This is a genomic window from Hahella sp. KA22 (genome assembly GCF_004135205.1).
GTDB lineage: Bacteria > Pseudomonadota > Gammaproteobacteria > Pseudomonadales > Oleiphilaceae > Hahella.
Genome location: NZ_CP035490.1, coordinates 1795958 through 1813055 on the forward strand (window position 1 = coordinate 1795958; position 17098 = coordinate 1813055).

The 17098-nt window shown below is 47.4% G+C and carries 19 protein-coding genes and 1 other RNA gene; 11 read left to right on the top strand and 9 right to left on the bottom strand.

The window, feature by feature from the left end:
* The first annotated feature begins 145 nt into the window (after positions 1-145).
* Genes EUZ85_RS07940 through EUZ85_RS07950 form a run of 3 tightly spaced genes read left to right on the top strand, consistent with a single transcriptional unit; the run spans position 146 to position 2448 of the window.
* Positions 146-454 carry a hypothetical protein gene (locus EUZ85_RS07940; protein WP_127968788.1) on the top strand — a complete coding sequence of 103 codons (309 nt, stop codon included), beginning with the start codon at positions 146-148 and terminating at the stop codon, positions 452-454.
* Entirely contained in the window at positions 451-1590 is a 1140-nt protein-coding gene (locus EUZ85_RS07945; protein WP_127968789.1) for a hypothetical protein, read from the top strand. The genes EUZ85_RS07940 and EUZ85_RS07945 overlap by 4 nt, the downstream gene beginning before the upstream one ends.
* A gap of 9 nt (positions 1591-1599) precedes the next feature.
* Positions 1600-2448: an immunity 49 family protein gene (locus EUZ85_RS07950; RefSeq protein ID WP_127968790.1), complete on the top strand. Its 849-nt coding sequence runs from the start codon at positions 1600-1602 to the stop codon at positions 2446-2448.
* A 425-nt stretch (positions 2449-2873) separates the two neighbouring features.
* On the opposite strand, the gene EUZ85_RS07955 is transcribed toward EUZ85_RS07950, so the two are convergent.
* A complete protein-coding gene (locus tag EUZ85_RS07955; protein ID WP_127968791.1) occupies positions 2874-4235 on the bottom strand; it encodes an IS1380 family transposase in 1362 nt (453 codons plus the stop codon).
* Between the two features lie 212 nt (positions 4236-4447).
* On the opposite strand from EUZ85_RS07955, the gene EUZ85_RS07960 reads away from it, so the two are divergent.
* From EUZ85_RS07960 to EUZ85_RS07980, 5 genes are all read left to right on the top strand, one after another.
* Positions 4448-4873 carry a hypothetical protein gene (locus EUZ85_RS07960; protein WP_246842225.1) on the top strand — a complete coding sequence of 142 codons (426 nt, stop codon included), beginning with the start codon at positions 4448-4450 and terminating at the stop codon, positions 4871-4873.
* 25 nt (positions 4874-4898) lie between these two features.
* Complete coding sequence (locus tag EUZ85_RS07965; protein ID WP_127968794.1) at positions 4899-5483, top strand: imm11 family protein; 585 nt, start codon at positions 4899-4901, stop codon at positions 5481-5483.
* A gap of 121 nt (positions 5484-5604) precedes the next feature.
* Complete coding sequence (locus EUZ85_RS07970; protein WP_241566989.1) at positions 5605-6093, top strand: imm11 family protein; 489 nt, start codon at positions 5605-5607, stop codon at positions 6091-6093.
* Between the two features lie 126 nt (positions 6094-6219).
* A complete protein-coding gene (locus tag EUZ85_RS07975) occupies positions 6220-6528 on the top strand; it encodes a hypothetical protein (protein ID WP_127968795.1) in 309 nt (102 codons plus the stop codon).
* 325 nt (positions 6529-6853) lie between these two features.
* Positions 6854-7318: a hypothetical protein gene (locus tag EUZ85_RS07980; RefSeq protein WP_127968796.1), complete on the top strand. Its 465-nt coding sequence runs from the start codon at positions 6854-6856 to the stop codon at positions 7316-7318.
* 481 nt (positions 7319-7799) lie between these two features.
* On the opposite strand, the gene EUZ85_RS07985 is transcribed toward EUZ85_RS07980, so the two are convergent.
* From EUZ85_RS07985 to ssrA, 7 genes are all read right to left on the bottom strand, one after another.
* Entirely contained in the window at positions 7800-8207 is a 408-nt protein-coding gene (locus EUZ85_RS07985) for a hypothetical protein (protein WP_127968797.1), read from the bottom strand.
* A gap of 3 nt (positions 8208-8210) precedes the next feature.
* Positions 8211-8585: a hypothetical protein gene (locus tag EUZ85_RS07990; RefSeq protein ID WP_127968798.1), complete on the bottom strand. Its 375-nt coding sequence runs from the start codon at positions 8583-8585 to the stop codon at positions 8211-8213.
* A gap of 1034 nt (positions 8586-9619) precedes the next feature.
* Positions 9620-10012 carry a hypothetical protein gene (locus tag EUZ85_RS07995; protein WP_127968799.1) on the bottom strand — a complete coding sequence of 131 codons (393 nt, stop codon included), beginning with the start codon at positions 10010-10012 and terminating at the stop codon, positions 9620-9622.
* Between the two features lie 88 nt (positions 10013-10100).
* Positions 10101-10415 carry a DUF6572 domain-containing protein gene (locus EUZ85_RS08000; RefSeq protein ID WP_127968800.1) on the bottom strand — a complete coding sequence of 105 codons (315 nt, stop codon included), beginning with the start codon at positions 10413-10415 and terminating at the stop codon, positions 10101-10103.
* A 76-nt stretch (positions 10416-10491) separates the two neighbouring features.
* Positions 10492-10827, bottom strand: a complete 336-nt coding sequence (locus EUZ85_RS08005) for a hypothetical protein (protein WP_127968801.1) — start codon at positions 10825-10827, stop codon at positions 10492-10494.
* A 75-nt stretch (positions 10828-10902) separates the two neighbouring features.
* Positions 10903-11340 carry a hypothetical protein gene (locus tag EUZ85_RS08010; protein WP_127968802.1) on the bottom strand — a complete coding sequence of 146 codons (438 nt, stop codon included), beginning with the start codon at positions 11338-11340 and terminating at the stop codon, positions 10903-10905.
* A gap of 847 nt (positions 11341-12187) precedes the next feature.
* Positions 12188-12541: a transfer-messenger RNA gene (ssrA, locus tag EUZ85_RS08015) on the bottom strand.
* A 191-nt stretch (positions 12542-12732) separates the two neighbouring features.
* Here ssrA and EUZ85_RS08020 point away from each other — a divergent pair.
* Together EUZ85_RS08020 and EUZ85_RS08025 are read left to right on the top strand one after the other, a co-directional pair.
* On the top strand, positions 12733-13698 hold the full coding sequence (locus EUZ85_RS08020) for a zinc metalloprotease HtpX (RefSeq protein WP_127968803.1): 966 nt from the start codon (positions 12733-12735) through the stop codon (positions 13696-13698).
* 324 nt (positions 13699-14022) lie between these two features.
* Entirely contained in the window at positions 14023-14241 is a 219-nt protein-coding gene (locus tag EUZ85_RS08025; RefSeq protein WP_127968804.1) for a WGR domain-containing protein, read from the top strand.
* A 192-nt stretch (positions 14242-14433) separates the two neighbouring features.
* Here EUZ85_RS08025 and EUZ85_RS08030 read toward each other — a convergent pair whose 3' ends face one another.
* Positions 14434-15087 (bottom strand): DUF4360 domain-containing protein, encoded by a 654-nt coding sequence (locus EUZ85_RS08030; protein WP_241566990.1) that lies wholly within the window; start codon positions 15085-15087, stop codon positions 14434-14436.
* Positions 15088-15342: 255 nt separating this feature from the next.
* Here EUZ85_RS08030 and EUZ85_RS08035 point away from each other — a divergent pair, with 255 nt between their 5' ends.
* Positions 15343-16854: a YdiU family protein gene (locus EUZ85_RS08035; RefSeq protein ID WP_241566991.1), complete on the top strand. Its 1512-nt coding sequence runs from the start codon at positions 15343-15345 to the stop codon at positions 16852-16854.
* Positions 16855-17098 lie beyond the last annotated feature (244 nt).

Sequence of the window (17098 nt, forward strand, 5' to 3'; positions counted from 1 at the left end):
AAATGTTGACGGATCAGACTCACACGCAAGCGTCTACGACCCGTCAGAACAGCCAAGCTCTGGGACAACAGATAGCCTTCTCAAAATACGCCAGGATCAGTGTGAGCAGTTTACACACGCTGTCCGTCGAGAGTTCGTACGAAAGATGGCGACAACATTTCTGGAAAAGTATCCCGACCGACTTAAATCTATTGCGCCAGACCAGCTGTTCAGGCTCGTCGATGCCGCCATTTCCCAGATGCATCAACTTGGCGCTAAAAGCCGGCAAGACGCCTATCACTTTATTAACGCTTGTATCCTGTTTGGTTGGGGCTTCCTCCAGGACGATAGCCAGAAATGGATTAGAACGGACTATCTGGAGAACTCCGAGCTGGGGAATATCAGCCTTCGATTAGAGGCTCTTTACTACTACAGTGGGCGACAGTCCATGATGGATGGGAAGTTGGAAGCATGACTGATAACAGCCTAAATGGCGCGGATGACCTGCATGTAAGCTCCCTGGCGGGCAACTGCCCTCAGTCTGGCGCACAGACGAGCAAAGTGGACAAATTCATTGAGCCGCATATGTCGGCGCTTTCAGATGATCACAAATCTGCGGTCAAGAAAGTACTGGAAGATGGCAAGCCAACCGAGAACAGCCCCACGACGGTACTGCTGAAAACCGGTGAAAGTAGTCGACCGGAGTATACCTTTACCGACGACGATATTGATCTTGATGAAGATAAGATCACGCTAACTCGGAAAAATGCAGTTAAGTACCCAGCTAAAAAGCAATTGTCCTCAGAAGAGTTCGTACATGCGGTGGTTGTTGATGGAGAGCCCATAGACAAGGCGAAAGCCAATGGAAAGGAAATCTGTTCTGTTGAAAAGAACGCGATCAAGGCCGTCTCCACAGAGATTACAGCCTACGACATGAGCTTGCCGGATAATCATCCCTACGCTGCGAGCCTTAATGCACTTCTAGCCGAACGCGACACGCTACGAGATGAAAGAAAAGCGCTCAAGGAAGAAGCCGCGAAGAAGCTTGGTAAGAAAGTGGAAGACTTAAAGCCTTCCGACTGGGATATGACCGAATACAACAGCAAAAATGTCGCTGCCGTATCAGGAAAAATTGGCGAGCTATACGCCGATGTCCATGTCCAAAAAGAATTCCCGGATTTCAAGCGTATCCACCCAGAGGATATCGAAAACGCTCCCTCGCTCTCAGGGAATTTCGACATGGTTTACCAGAACGATGCGGGTGAAATCATTATCATCGAAGCCAAGGGCGCAGGCGGAACAACCGGTACTCGGAACATCAACGGTATTGACTACGAGCAAGGGACTACGGAGTATGCTGCTAACGTAACTCAGAGTATGGCGAGTAAGCGCGTGTCATCAAACTTTTCTGATGAAAAGAATAGCGCAATAAGGAAAGAAGTCTATGCAGCACGAGCAATAAAGTTTGCTTCTCAGGATGACAAATCCATTCGCTATTTTAGAGTGCAAACCCCTATTGAGAATGACCCTTCCGCTGTGGATAGTGTAAAGGTCTCTGAGTATCAAATAGATAAATTAAAGCTTAAATCTATTCTAGATAATGATATTTAAGTGGGAATTATGATTAAAAACAAAAGACAAGCTACTATGCGCCAAGATTGGGTTATTGAATACATTGACGGCGCTGATCGGTTGATGAGAAATGGGTGTAAGAATTTATATAGGAAGAGCGACAATGTACTTAGCGTTGCTCAAGAGTCTTTGGCGAAAGCGCGGGAAATAACCCTACTGGACAATAGTTCATATGATCAAGCCGGGGCTGAAGCCATCAAGCTCTCAGCAAAGGCATATGCTGCTTATTTTACATTAGCGCAAAATCCAGACACCACTATTGATATATCACTATCAGGTTGTGGGGAAGCGCAGCTCAATGGCGCCGGCATTGTAGAAAATGGCAGAATTTTTCCTGAACGCTGGCAAGAAGCTTACTTCACCGCAGTAGTCGCGCGCGATAGAGAAAGTATGAATAGCTTAGCTTCTTTCCCCTTAAGTCTGTTGCGCTCAAGCGCAACAAAAAGTATTGAAGCAGAGTATGTATTAGTGGAGGCTTTGCAGAGTTTTCATTTCAGACGCGATGATTTTGTTCCGCTGATTAATAAGGCGTCAGAGCTGGCCGTTGCAGAAGGTAGTGATAAAGCACTGGATATAACAATGGGTAAGATTGAGCTATTGCTGGCCCTGGCAACCAATCTTGGCCTGGATTTTAATGAAGTCTTAGAGAAAAACCTTAAAGCTCTTATCGAATTCTTTGAAGCACGATGTGAAGAAGACGTAGCCCCAGTTCAAAGCTTTATCCCAATGGAACTCCTGGGGATGGCTGTACAGTGGTTTGACGCAGGGAACGACTTGACTGTCGAGTCGGATTACCTGCCTAAATACTGTATCGAGGGCACTTTATTTGGTGTTTAGCCTGCGAACTTGAGCATTTGAAGTCAGCCAGGCTCGGCAACTACGCCAACTTATTATCATCCTCAGTTAGGAGGAAAAGTTGGCGTAATATTGGTGGGGACTCATATCATCGTTGGCAGCTCTTCCTTCATATACTTTTAGAGTATGGTGGCGTGAAAAAGGGTTAACTCTGGGAGAGAGCGGATGTACTACGTCTTTGACAGAAACCTGAATCCGTGGTGTGATTTGCCGCCAACGCTTTCCCGACCCCTGGCGCCCTGATTTTCGATCAGCACCGAGCCAACTTCTCTATCTCTCCCCCTGCTTTAGCTCTTTAGCATCGCTCAAAACCAGCTCTTATTGGGGCATTTTCGGCTGCCCGGACAGGGGAAGCCCTCGGCCATCTCCGCCGACTCTTTCGTTGAATCCTTCTGTTTAATCCCTCTCTAACCCGAGGCCGCTCTCCTCAGGTGCGCCTGCACCATCATGAAGGCTTCCAATCCCCGGAACCCCTCTCCAAAGTCCAGTATCCAACGCCGGGCGCTGTGGATCAGTTGCGCCGCACGGTACATGAACTCCTGTAACACCGTCTTCAAGCGCCGCCGTTTCGCCGGGTGTCGGACCGGACTCAACGTCCCGGTCATCCCCAGTTGCCCCAGCAGACGTAGACAGTTATAAGCCAGCATCGCCAGCCGTAACACCAGGTCGTTCACCGCAAACTTCCCCGAAGGTAATCGCTCCAGGTCCAGGTCACTTTTAATCTCGCTGTGGAATTGCTCATGGGTCGCATGGGCTCGATAGCTCTTAATAATCTGCTCCGGCGTCTGCTCCAGAGTGCTCCACCAGCCTTCCAGTTCATACTCCGGCTCCAGCAGAAGTTGCCCCTGACGATCACTGGTTCGTTCCACCAATCGAATGACTCGACGCTCTTCCCAGCTGTTCCCTCCATGCCGACATTCCACGTGCTCCAGCCACAAGGCTTCCCGCTTACCTTCGCGAACCTCCCGCCACCGTCCCTCCGCCAATTGCACCCAAAGGGCCATATCACGGGCCTCACTACGGGGATTCCATTTGACGATATAGTCCAACCGACGTTGCTCTTCCCACGCCTGCTCTCGCTGCTGGCGTAGAGCCCAAAGATACTCCTGGCTGCAGAAGCCACTGTCCTGCCGAATCAGCAGGGGCTCCGTGGTCAGCCGCTTGGCCCGTGGCAACACTCGCCGCATAAAGCCGTCGCTGTCCTTCACGCTGTGTTGCTTGCCCGGACGCAGCTCCAGATCCAGACACCAGCCTTCATTCCCCAGATAGGCCGCTATCGGCGTATATCCATCCACTTGTTGATAGGTGCGTGACACGCCTTCTTTGCGGGTATCGCTGTTGTCCATCACAAAGGTGTCAATATCCAGGCACACATAACCGGCTGCCGCGCCTGATTCCAGGCTGACCAGAGCCTCAGCCCCTTTCAACAGCTCCACACTGGAGCCGGGCAGATGCTCTGACAAACCTTTCTCGGCCAACTGTTCAAGGCGTTGGCGTAACCACTCACTACTGGGAACCTTTCCCACTTTGAGCAGTTTGCGGAAGGCCGGGTCCGCACGGCGATTGGTTATCGCCTCAAAGTCGCTCTGGCCCAGGCATAACAGGCCAACATAACACTTGATCAAATCGCTGGTCTTCATACCTCGGCTGGTGGGAAAGCGCCCGTCAAGAGCATCAATATGCGACAGGGACAGGCAATCGCCAATTAGGGCCAGGCCGGCATGGCTGGTTAGGGTCTTGTGGCTGGAGCGTAGATGAATTCGGGACATAGCGCTTACTGGGTGAAAGGACGATGGGGATATTTTGCCATCATTTTCAGTGTGTTAAAGGTTAATATTACTGACGGGGCCACGGATTCAGGAGAAACTGTAAAGGCAGGTGGATTGATCAACCCAGAGGCGGTATCCCCGGTATTAAGTGGTCTTCATGGAGAAAAGGAGCTGTCCTTCCAGATCTGCCGCCAGATCCGTTAAAGTTTACCTTGGAAGCATTTAATCCACATTCGGCAGATGATTCGCACCATATGCCATCCTACTTTCGTGCATCAGCCCCAATTTTTAGCGACGAGCTAATAGCTGCATTACAAGAATGCGGTGTTGAGAATCTTGAAACTTATAATCTGGATCTATTCGATCCTGATAATGGGCAAACATATACCAATTATAAAGTAGTCAATATTGTAGGGTTAATTGCTGCAGCTGACATGCAGCAGTCAGATGAACCTTCACTCAATGAAGTGGATACTGATAGTTTGATTAATGGCACATCAAAGACTGGAGGAAGATACTTTTTCCGGTTAGCCGAGTCGACCAACACACTTATCGTTCACGAAAAGGTTAAGCAGCACTTACTGGCTAAAGGTTTTACTGATCTCGCATTCTATGAGCCTAGTAAGGTTGCTCTATAAGGTATAGGAACATTGGGATTAGAAAATGTATTACGTATTTGATCGTGACTGCCCTGGGAGATGGATTAAGAGCCCGCGCGGCGATATCCCTGGGGTCGACTGGTACTTCTGGCGCAAGGGGGCGGTACTTCCTTCTCCGCCTCCTAATCCACTTAAGTTTACTTTAAAACCATGCAGCCCAGATGTATGGGATCATTCGCCATACCTACCATCATTCCTGGATGCATCTGCCCCTATTTTTAGAGATGACCTAATTGAAGCGCTGGAGGAGTGTGGTGTCGATAATTTAGAAGCTTATAATACTGAGATTACAGACCCGGATAATGGAGCAGTATATTCCAACTATAAGGTTGTAAATATCATTGGCCTTATTTCTGCAGCCGACATGCAAAAATCAACTGCGATAGTTCACGACTCAGGTAGTCCACCTCTTTATGATGTGGATTTTGATAGCTTGGTTGTGGACCCATCAAAGGCTGGAGGAAAGTACTTTTTCCGGTTAGCCGAGTCGACCAACGCACTTATCGTTCACGACAAGGTTAGGCAGCACTTGCTGGCTAAGGGGTTTACCGATCTTGCATTCTATGAGCCTAGTAAGGTTGCGCTATAGGTTGCGAGCTTATTGGAATTAGCAAATGTATTACGCATTCGATCGTGATTGCATCGGTAGATGGATACAGAAGAGGCGAGGAGACATTCCTGAAGTAGACTGGTTCTACTGGAGAATAGGGATGGCGCTTACCGTGCCTCCTCCTAATCCTTTGAGGTTCACGCTTAGCCCATACAACCCGCACTCCGCAGATGATTCACATCATATGCCTTCTTTTTTTCGCGCAGCAGCTCCGATTTTCAGTGACGAGCTGATTGCCGCACTACGAGAGTGTGGGGTTGATAGCCTTGATGCTTACGATCTTGAGCTAACTGACCCCGACAGCGACCAAGTCTATACACACTACAAAGTGGTGAATATTGTTAGCTTGGTCTCTGCCGCAGATATGAAAAGATCCATTGTTACGGCGCATGGCCCTACCAATTCGACTTTGTATGATGTGGACTTTGACCGCTTGGTTGTAGACCCAGAAAGAACCAACGGGCACAACTTTTTTCGCCTGGCGGAGTCCACCAACATGCTGATAGCGCATGAAAGTGTGAAACAACATCTGCAAGTCAAGGGTTTTACTGATATCGCTTTTTATGAGCTTGGTAAAATAGCGACATAGGCTACTGGTAAAAAGAGCATTGTATCGAAGGTGCTTTATTTGGTGTGTAGCCATTAGCCACTGCACTCTGCGAGTCCGGTGGCTAAGCATAGTGTTTAACCAGGATTTTAGTTAACTCGGCTTGATATGACTGAGAATGAAGCCATAGAAACCATCAAAGCCTGTCTTTATGCTGAGGACAGCATCCCTGTTAAGTTAAATCTAAGGGAAGGCATTGACCGAGAGCTTGTCAAAAAGCTGTTTGAGGCCATGGAATATTTGACGGACATATATAAAAATAGCAGGCTCGTACCCAAAGAGCTCGCCATGGTGTTTATAGATATATCGACTCCATTTGAAAGAGCATACTCGCTGTACTCTGAAAAAGAGCAAGAAGAAATATTCGATATAAAAGAAAAAATAGTTGAACTAGCTGAAGAAATATTCAGTGCTTGAAATCATGCAGCCAAGCCTTCAAATGCCCTTTAGTCCAGCTCCAAGGGGAACTGGCTGAGAAACACACTTATGATACAGATCATCAGGAACCATGGTCGCCCGAGATTGTAAGCAGAAGCGCATCTTGCCGCTGCCTTCAACCGCTTTGAGCTATATTCTTGGTCTTAAGTTGATGACATTGACCTAAAGCCAGGATGAGTTATCGTAAACGATATCAAAACTTTCCAGAAGAAGCTGACGCATGGGCTACAGGCGCAAAAGTACGCAAACTTTGGTAATTGACTCACCTGCTTATTATCTAAATATACTATCAGGGTAGCTCAATATGTGCATATTAAGAGAAATAGAGGAAATTGTAGACCAGTATCTTATGGGAAAATACAGCTCCCATGAGTTTTTAGCGCTAATATCCACAGAAATGAGAGAGGACTTCATATCTTTAGGCAGCGCTAACTTTAAACCCGCCAACATCAATTTTGACTCTGGTAGCATATCATTCCGCACAGAGAAAAATCCCTCAAGGGTAGAATATTTAGAACTCCACTTGTCTCCTAAGCTAGATGTTACTCTATCCGAGATGAGTAAACTTTGGGGAGAATTCAAAGTGGTCCCAGTTGGCCCAAGTCGCATACGTCATAATTACGCTTTTCCCAAGGTATCGACAGCCTCCTATCAATATTCAGGATATATTCGCGCACAACTGAGCGCCCCAGTCGATACACCTGATTCAAAAGTGGTTACTATCATGATTCGCCGCGACCCTATTTCTAATAGATTAATAATCTCATGATTTAAGATGCAATTAATTTATGGATACGACAAGAACTCTTTAATCCATCAAAGTCCAGCTCCCTAACTTCGAATATTGTTATGCTATTGTGGGTTCTGTTCAAGATGACGCGCAACAGAGATCGAGTAGATGAAACAATTACTGGAACACGCAAAGCTTTCTATCGAGAATGACCCAGAGCATCATTTACGACTTCCCATTCGAAAAAAACTCTGGTTAGCAATAGGGCCTGTCGAAGAAGATGCAGATGGACATGCAATAAGAAGCCCTGCCTATAAAACCCGGGTAGTACTATCCACATAACGTCCACGCAGGTCACCAAAGTGGTTATCTAATCAGATTAAGGAACTGAAACCGATATGGCTGGATAGGGAGAATTGCAGAATCTACCCTTGAGAGATTAACGCCCGCCTCAAATACCGGAGGTCGGATTGCAGGCGCTTGTTAGGCATTACTTGGTACTTTAACTGTGCTGAATGCATTAGGGCTTAAATACTTCATTAACAGTAAAGTATGGAGCCCCAACAAACACACGTTTTGCCATTGTACAAAGTTCATCCCATTTTTTATGATTTAAGTTATATTGAATTTCTAATTCATTTACACCTGTTTGTTGGCATGCACTTTCATCAAATTTACAGACCAGACCTCGACAGTCCATCGTAAACTCTGTAATCCCACCATAGACAGTAGCTTGCTGAACTTCTTTTACAGTGCATACACCTTCATCATCATCATCATCATCTCCGATACTTTGTGTGAAATTCCAATGTTGTCCACTATTTTCTGGATCACCTTCACCAAAGTAAATGCCAACAACTTTAAAGTCTGGAGTGAATTCTTCTTCGATAGCTTCAATAAACTCAGCTTTTACTATGATTTTTTCCATCTCTCAGATTAAACCTCCATTTCGATATTTCTCTAGCATTTGATCTAGAAATTCAAACCTCCTATTCAATAATGCGGCCTTTCCGATTAGCTCAAAATCATCCGAAATGTATGATGAAATTTCATGCTGACCAGATGATTTACTAACTGCAAGAAATGATTCCTTTCTCAAGCTTTCCACTAAGCTTAACTGCTCTGGAGTAAAGTTTTCCGCTTTGAATTCGCCTTTAATATTTTCATAGACCTTCATCCAACGTTCTTCGAACTCAGGTTCATCTCTAATATCCAATACTGAATCCAGATCAGATTCAAAGAACATTTCTTCCCCAAGAATCTTGCCTGATTTAATCTCTTCCAATATAGTTTCTAATTCTTTCATCTTCTTTATCAGATATTACGCACAGCGCATAACGCCAAGGTAAGGAGCGTGCGAAGCAACGCGTAGCACGTCCCGCGCAGGCTGCGGTTTTTGCAGCCGGAGTATACTTTACCGCCTTGTTATGTTTTTTGATAAATAATAAGAAAACGCCATTTGTACGAACCTACATAGAATGAACTAGTGTAGTTTTTACCCTATATCATTATTATGTTTGATAAGCCCATCACCACAAAAATTGAGAGCACCCCAAAGCCAATTAGCCTTAATGTAGTTTTTTCACCACTATTGGACATTGCTTCCATCGTATCCTCGTTGTCGTAGGTTCTCGATTTACCCAAAATTTTCTCGTAACCGAGTTCAAGCAATATAGTCATCGCCATTATTAGAAATATTGCCAATGCTATCTTCAATTTATCGACCTACGTCAGCTCATATTGAATTGTGAGAAAACATAACGCCTTAAACAACTGCGCGCGAATTTTGCGCGTCGGTTTGCTTTAATTTGTTAGGGTGAATAATCACGATATAACCAACTGAAGCAAGTACCCTAAACATATAGATACCAACCCTAACCAATACATTAGGCGCACAGTCACATTAAAATTATTGACCGAAAAATACACTCTGTTTAATTGAAATCCCTGTTTCATAAAGGCATCAATCTTACGCATCCTTTCTGCTGTATCTCGATTCTTCCGTATTACCTCGAAATCACTTGCTCGTTGCGATCTCTTCGCTTCAAAGTCCTTTCTTTGCTCACGAGCCAATGGGCCCCGTAAGAACTCAAAAGAAATTGTAATTGCGCCAAACAATTGAAACCACAAACCTATTACATTTAATGTCCTTTTGCACTCTGCAGATATATTCTCTACAGGCCCGGTCGTAACGATTAAAGCCCCTATCACCAGTATAGAAAGGAATATCAATAATTCTGTCAAAATCGAATTTGGTTTTTTCATATAACCCTAGCGCCGCCAGAGGGGCTGACAAACCAGAGCCAAGCGGCGGTTTGGCAGTCCCTCTGGCTGGCTTTGTTATGCACTCTTTTTGGCTGTAACAATCAGGCTGTTGGTGAAGCTATATCCGTAGCCATAACCATAACCATAACCACCGTAGCCGTTATTGCCTGCACCGCCGGATTGAAGCTGGTAGTTCCAGTCATAAGCACCAGAGGTAACAGGAGTTACAGATACGACTTCATACCCTTCGTTATTTAGTCCACAAACAACCTCTGCCAAGTCATTGGCTAAACGCTCTCCGTCAATTCGACAGTCAGACCAGCCAGTTTGCTCCCACTGAGTTTCTTTTTTAGTGACGTCTTTTTCTCCACCAAAGAAACCTTTCTTTTTTTCTCCAGTAGGAACCTTAACAGTTTTGTTTTTTCCAACGGGCTCAAAATAAGCCGGAATATAAACTACCTTATTCAAAATCTACTCCTTAAATACATAACGCCGCCAACAGCGGCCGAGCGTAGCGAGGTCCAGCCAGCTTTGCTGGCGATGCTCCTTGGCCTTGTTAAATGTAGACTTCGTGACCAAACTGGAAACCTGCTTGATTAATAACAGTGGCGCACTGTGATAGGAACTTCAAAGCTGTAAGGCTTGGTTCATATTTGCACACCACATTAATTTTTAGTTCTTTACCCTTTGAATCTGGATAAATTTCATACACTTCGCCAGACTCGATGAATGCTAAGTAAGTATTAATTTTTTCTTGGAGTAGATATAGATGCTCATCATCCCATTTTAGATGATCTGAAATCGTAAGCACTACGACGCCGCTTTCATTTACTCCAATTACGTCAACTGAACTTTGATCTTCGATACTCATAGACATTTAACGCTCACATAAACGGCGCGAGCTTGCGAGCGTCCGGCGACCGAAGGGAGCGAGTTTGATGTGCTTGTTATACGCTTGCACTGCCGCCCCCAAAGAAGAACGATGCCGCTGTTGCCAGCATACCGGCAGCAAGAAAAAGAAAGCCCGCGATCAGCAAGATGACGCCCAGCTTGCTTTCGATATCCAATAGATGCTTTGTTACGCCCTCAACCATTGGTTCGGCTTGTTGCTCATTGTTCAAAATTCGGCGAACTTGAGTAAGGGATTGCTCATGGGCTACGAGACCGCACACCACCCACTTGAGAATTGCCTTAACACGCCACGCCAGAAGGATTGAGCCGATAGCTGTGCTCAGCGCCCCAATTATTTTGAGCCAAGTAGCAATGTCATCTGGGAATATCACTCGATCTCCTTTTGCGTATAACGTCTGCCATAAAGCGCACCGCTTTTTGGCGTCGCGTTTGATGGCATTGTTATGTTACCTCTTCTCATTCACCCACTCGCTTTTATTAGATACAACCTTACCAGAACGAAATGGTACATAAGTACGCTCGCCTCTAAATCTTTCTTTCATCACCACCCAGAAATTACCTTCTAATTCTTCATTAACAATATCTGGCTTTTGGTTCTTATCTAGAGGATATTCAAAACATTCTAAGATTAATGTGCCATTGTTCAATAATTTATAGTGCGACACATAACCTCTCAAAAGCGAACTACACATAACTCCTTTTGTTGGGTTGGGATTAGTTTTAAATTCGTATTTTTCACCCCACCCGTAGTTTTGAGTTATATCTCCAGTCGCTATACCATAAACTCTAAGACTCCCAAAATCTATTTCTGGATATTCGTTTATTAAATTATCGCATCGTTGGTCAGTCATATTTTTGTAACATAACATTTGTATATCGCGCATGCGCGTTTTTCAATTTCAAGACTTCGAAGATATCCCCTCCAGCTCACTGATTCCAGTGTAAAAAAACGAAAAGTAAAACCATCTCATTTTCTAAAAACCGTGCGTGCGCATATACACTTTCTTGGGGGCTCGTTATCACAACAAGCCAGATCCCAACTTCTTGAATCAAAGCACTTTTCAGAACAGCATCATCGGAAAACCGAGCCATTCGGTACGGCAAAGCGTGCAACTTTCTTGACTTATTGCCAATTTTCTGTATATAAATACAACACAGAGTTCACACTTTGCAGCAGAAATAGCTCTGGTAATTACATTACGCTTTGGCTGAGTTGCTTTGCCTTTGGTAAATATTGTACGTCTAAAGCAGGGCTCTACTATCGTCTATTTTCCTGTTTTGTCACGGAATACATTCCCATTTTCCTTCCTCACATATTCCATCTGAGAACTTAGTTTTCAGCCAAAAATATGTTGGACTAAAAGAGTATGGTGTGGAAACGCCACAAAAAGCGCATGGATCACAGCCAGATGCATCCCACTGCGTCTATCGCTTTCTTCGCTCCAAACCAGTCCTGATTCTTCTCCCCACCCAATGCCGCAATCAAACCACTCGATTGGTCCGCCATGTAACTAGCTGTTTATAAAGGAAAAGTTATTTTAGAAAGTCGCGGACTTCAAGGTTGGCGGAGAGTGAGAGTGGAGAGAGAAATGGCCGGGAGAGAGCGAAATAGGGGCAAATACACGGTTTTGAGGTGACTCGCCAAGTCCGCGAGAACCCGCAGGAACCTGCGGCAGTACGCGGGAGCAGGCAATAAAAAAGGCCAACCCGGGAAGGTTGGCCTTTCAAATTTGGTGGAGACGGCGGGAATTGAACCCGCGTCCGCCAGTCCTCTGCCATTGGCTCTACATGCTTAGGACCCTCTATTCAGTTAACCCGTTACGACCCGAAGGGCAGGGTGTAAAAGGCGATCTCCTGAAGTTTCGCGTGTACAACTGGAGCAGCTGCACAGGCTAGCTTGTTATGGGTGACACTCATAAAAACCGCGGTACAAGCACCTTGGCATGAGTGCTAGAGCCCTTAGGCTGCTAGAGCGTAAGTTTCGTCGTTTGCGACTATTTTTTACAGTAATTGGAGTACGAGTGTTACTGTCCACTCGACATGCACCTCAGGGTTTGTAACCGGCGTCGAAACCAAGTCGTCCCCGATGATCGTAATATGGGGCGTACTTTACCCGATTTCAAGAGCGCTTTTCCAGTCCCCATTTGCATTGCGCCTTATTCTATCTTCGTCGTCTGTTTTTCTATCACGGGACTTTTCATTCTGCTTTGTCATCCTGATATATAGGTAAGGCTCTCAAGTTAATTAACGGTTCGCTATAAATAGGAGGCGTTGCAGTGCTTTCTGTTGACAGTTGGCGGATTAAACGACACCGGATAACTAATGCCGTTCACTCCGTGCTGATTCTTGGCGGGATGAGTTTTCTTGCCTGGATATTGGCGAGTTGGTTTTTTGGGGCGATGGCGGCTTATGCTCTGGCTGGCGTTGTCATCGTCTCGCTATTAGTTACGCCGAAGCTGGCCCCGGACATGTTGATTCGCGCCTACAAAGCGCAATATCTGCCTTTCGCCGAGGCTCCAGGATTATATCGATTGATTCAGGCTCTGAGCGAACGCGCGGAGCTATCGAATACGCCCAAGGTTTACATTGCGCCCAGCGGTGTTCTGAACGCCTTTGCCATAGGAGACAGGGGCAACGCTGCGATTGTGGTTTCGCAGGGCCTACTGCACTCTCTTTCTCAGCGGGAACTGGCAGGAGTGTTGGCGCATGAGATCGCACATATTCGCAATGGCGACGTGCGAGTCATGATGATTGCCGACAGTATCAGTCGGTTGGTGTTTCTGCTGACTCATATTGGTCAGTTTTTACTGCTGATCAACCTTCCGCTGATCTGGTTGGGTGCGATGTCCGTCGATTGGGTAATCATTTTGATTCTGCTCCTTTATCCTTTCCTTCTCTCACTGCTGCAATTGGGTCTGTCGCGCACCCGCGAATACCTGGCTGACGCCACAGCGGCTCAATTGACCGGAGACCCTGCTGGGCTGGCCTCCGCCTTACGCACCATTGAGGAACGGCTGGGAAGCTGGGTGGAACGCATCTTTACACCGGGGCGTGGGGAGTCTCAGCCTTCCCTGTTCAGGACGCATCCACCGACTGAAAAGAGAATCCAGCGCCTGCTTGATCTGATGCAGCAAAGTCCAGGGGAAAGTCTGGTAATTTCCAACTCAGAGGTCTATCCACAGGACTTGTTGAAGGCGCGCGCCAATCGGCCAAAACGGTATTGGCATGGCTATTGGTATTGAGCTATTGTCCCTTTGCTGAAGTGACTGACAGGCTGTTTAAAAATCAACCGAAGCAAATAAAAATTAAGCGGTTTAAGCGTTGAGAGGGTGTCTTTTTCGCCCCGGTTTAGATAAACTCCGCAACCCTTTTCATGGTCCATAGACAGGACCATGTTGGGAACGCTCCTCAGTTGCGTTGATGAGCCTTGTCCGCAAGCGACGTCAGGCTCAGATCAGCCGGATATCGGAGCGGCGCCGATGATGCGTAAAGGGAAAGATTATGCACATCCGGCGAATGTCGCCGATACAAATCCGCCGAATATAACCGACTCTAGAGTATTTAAGATGATTCGATGGGAACACCCGAAACAACGTCGATTTTACCGGGCCAGCATTCAACGGGACCTGTTCGGCCGCCTGGAGATTCTGTGCGTGTCCGGCAAACTGGATGCGCGCAACGGAAGCTGTAAACCCATTTACTGCAATAATCCAGATCATCTCAAGGAAGAGTTGAGAAAAATATTTCGCGCCAGAAGAAAAAGCGGTTACAAGCTTTTCCCTTAAAGTCCGTTACTGTCCCCATAAAATCCCGTACTAGCCGTCGCATTGGCCGTCACGTTCATTCTGATGAGCCATAGGCAAGACCGCCCGGGGCGAAAGTCTGCTCCTGCAGTTTCGCCCCGGGCGGATCAATTCGTTCCTGATCTTCTAATACCAGAAACCGCGCTTATCCAGCGTTATGTTCCGCAAGCGCTCTCAAGGCTGCTGGCAGGTATCCCACTGCAATTGATACTCAATCTTGGAAGAGGCGTCGACTGTATCCAGCTGGATCTCCGCTTTGCCGCCATCCGCCGCTTTATAGGCTTTGATGCTGGTATTTGCGCGAATAATCGCGTCTTCCCCGCAGGGTGACCAGGAAATGGAGCCAATACGGAAGTTATCTTCGACCAGGAAGTCCTCTACAACCGGATTTTCCGGGTCCATCCACTCTTTGTTCAGGCGTGAGCCCACGGACTCGCCCGCAAAGAAGTAACTCGCCTGTAGCGATGCATAAGCGCCCGGCGCGTTGTCTACGTATCCACGATAGTCCAGCGCCACCAACGCTACGGTTAAGCCATGAGGCACGCGAACGGCGACGCCCAGGTTACAGCTTTTCCGGACGCGGCCGGAATCAGCGGTGGTGGAGTCTGCAGTATATTGGTCGAAGAACATACTGATTTTGGAGTAGTCGGGAGACATTACCGCACTCGCGGAGCCGGATGGGCATCCAGAGCCGCCATAAGCGAAATCGTAGATTTCAATGTCCTCGTTAATGAGGTTGGGATTAGGGGTGAGAAGAGCATTATCCGCCGATGCGCCGCCAGAAAAAAATGCCGCCGCAGTCAGCGCCGCCATGATTCCTTTTTTCATATTATGTAATCCATTTTTTGATATCGGTGTGTTGTGAAAGTACGCAGGGAAAGGCGTACAGGGAGGTATTACACAGGCGCAGTGTTCGCCTGCGCACCCTGCGAGGCTTGACGCTACGTTTACTTTCAACGCCAGCATAATCCGTTAGGGTAAAAAGGCGCCTCCGTTAATTTTACCAAGTTAAATTTACTTAGTTGTTTTTCCCGGAGGGGCGCGCGAAAAATGCGCTTATGTTAAGGTAAGCGCCATCACCCCATGCCCATTCTGAGTCTGCATATGTCGTCCGTCGCCAAGTCCCTGAACGCCCTAACCTTCGACAACAGCTACACCCGTCTGCCTTCGCACTTCTATCAAAAAGTAGCGCAGACACCACTGCAAGACGCGCATTTGATCAGCTTCAACGGAGACGTGGCGGAGACTCTCGGGCTGGATCGGCGCCACATTAATCCGGAAGAACTGCCGCGCTATTGCGGTGGCGGCGGCGCTCTTGAGGCTGGCGAATCCATTGCGATGAAATACGCAGGGCACCAGTTTGGACATTACAACCCGGAACTGGGAGATGGACGCGGCCTACTGTTGGGCGAGGTGGTGACCACGGAAAACCGCCGCCTGGATCTGCACCTGAAAGGCGCCGGACGCACAGCGTACTCCCGCTTCGGCGACGGTCGCGCCGTGCTGCGCTCCAGTATTCGGGAGTATTTGGTCAGCGCCGCCATGAGCGGCCTGGGCATAGCAAGCACCAGTGCGTTATGTCTGGTGGGCAGTGAGGAATACACCATGCGTAACGGTATGGAGCCCTGCGCCATGGTGTTACGAGTCACCCCTTGCCATATTCGTTTTGGTCACTTCGAGCACTTTTATTATCTGGGCCAGCATGATGACCTCAAACTATTAGCGGACTATTGTCTTGAGCGCTATTTCCCCGGCTTGCAAGAAATGGACAATCCCTACCTTGCCATGTTCAATGAAATCCGCGACCGCACGGCTGATTTAGTTGCGCAATGGCAAAGCTATGGCTTCGTACATGGGGTGATGAATACGGACAACATGTCTATCATCGGAGAAACCTTTGATTACGGCCCTTTCACTTTTCTCGACAGTTACGATCCCAATTTCATCAGCAACAAAAACGATACCGCTGGGCGTTACGCGTTCAAGCAACAACCCGGTATTGCTTTGTGGAACCTCTCCGCCTTGGCTCAAGCGTTACTGCCGTTGATTCCGTTGGAAGATTTAAAGTCAGCGCTTGATGGTTTCGCCGAGCGCTACAGCGCCGCCTTTTACGGCAAAATGGCGCAGCGTCTGGGCTTCAGCGCGACGACTCAGGGGACTCAAGATGGCGAGCAACGTCGACTCATAGACCAACTTCTTAGCCTTTTTACGTCTCACTACACTGACATGAATCGCTTTATGCGCGCCCTGAGTCATTACGACGGCAGCGAAAGCAGTCTGGCATTCATGTCTGATCTGAGTTGCGATAGCCGCGCTTTTGCAAACTGGAAGAGTGAATATCGAAAACAGGTTGACGCTTCCACCACCTCTGTCCCGGACAGGACACTCGCAATGCAACAGGTTAATCCAGAGTATATTTTGCGTAACTACATGCTCGAAGAAGCCATCCGGGAAGCGCATCAGGGCGATTACCTGTTGGTGCAAAACCTGCTTCGCATCGTTAAAAATCCTTTCAACGCACAACCCGGCGCAGAGCGATACGCCGAAGCGCCGCCGGACTGGGCGGGAGGCATTTGCCTAACCTGCTCATCATGAAGCAGCCGCGACGGTATGCGGCCGCTTACTGACTTACTCGTTTAAATCCGTCGTTCTTCATGGCTATAATGGCGTTCCTATCGCGCAGCTAAAGGAGCATGGCTACCCAGACAACCAAGGACCCTACTCTCAATAATAAATCCCGGGCACGGATCAGCTGAGGATTCTTAATCTTAAGAATAATAATCTAACCACTCTTGCAGGAACGACGGGCGTTTAGCGCGTTAGAGCCGCCTCGGAGCAG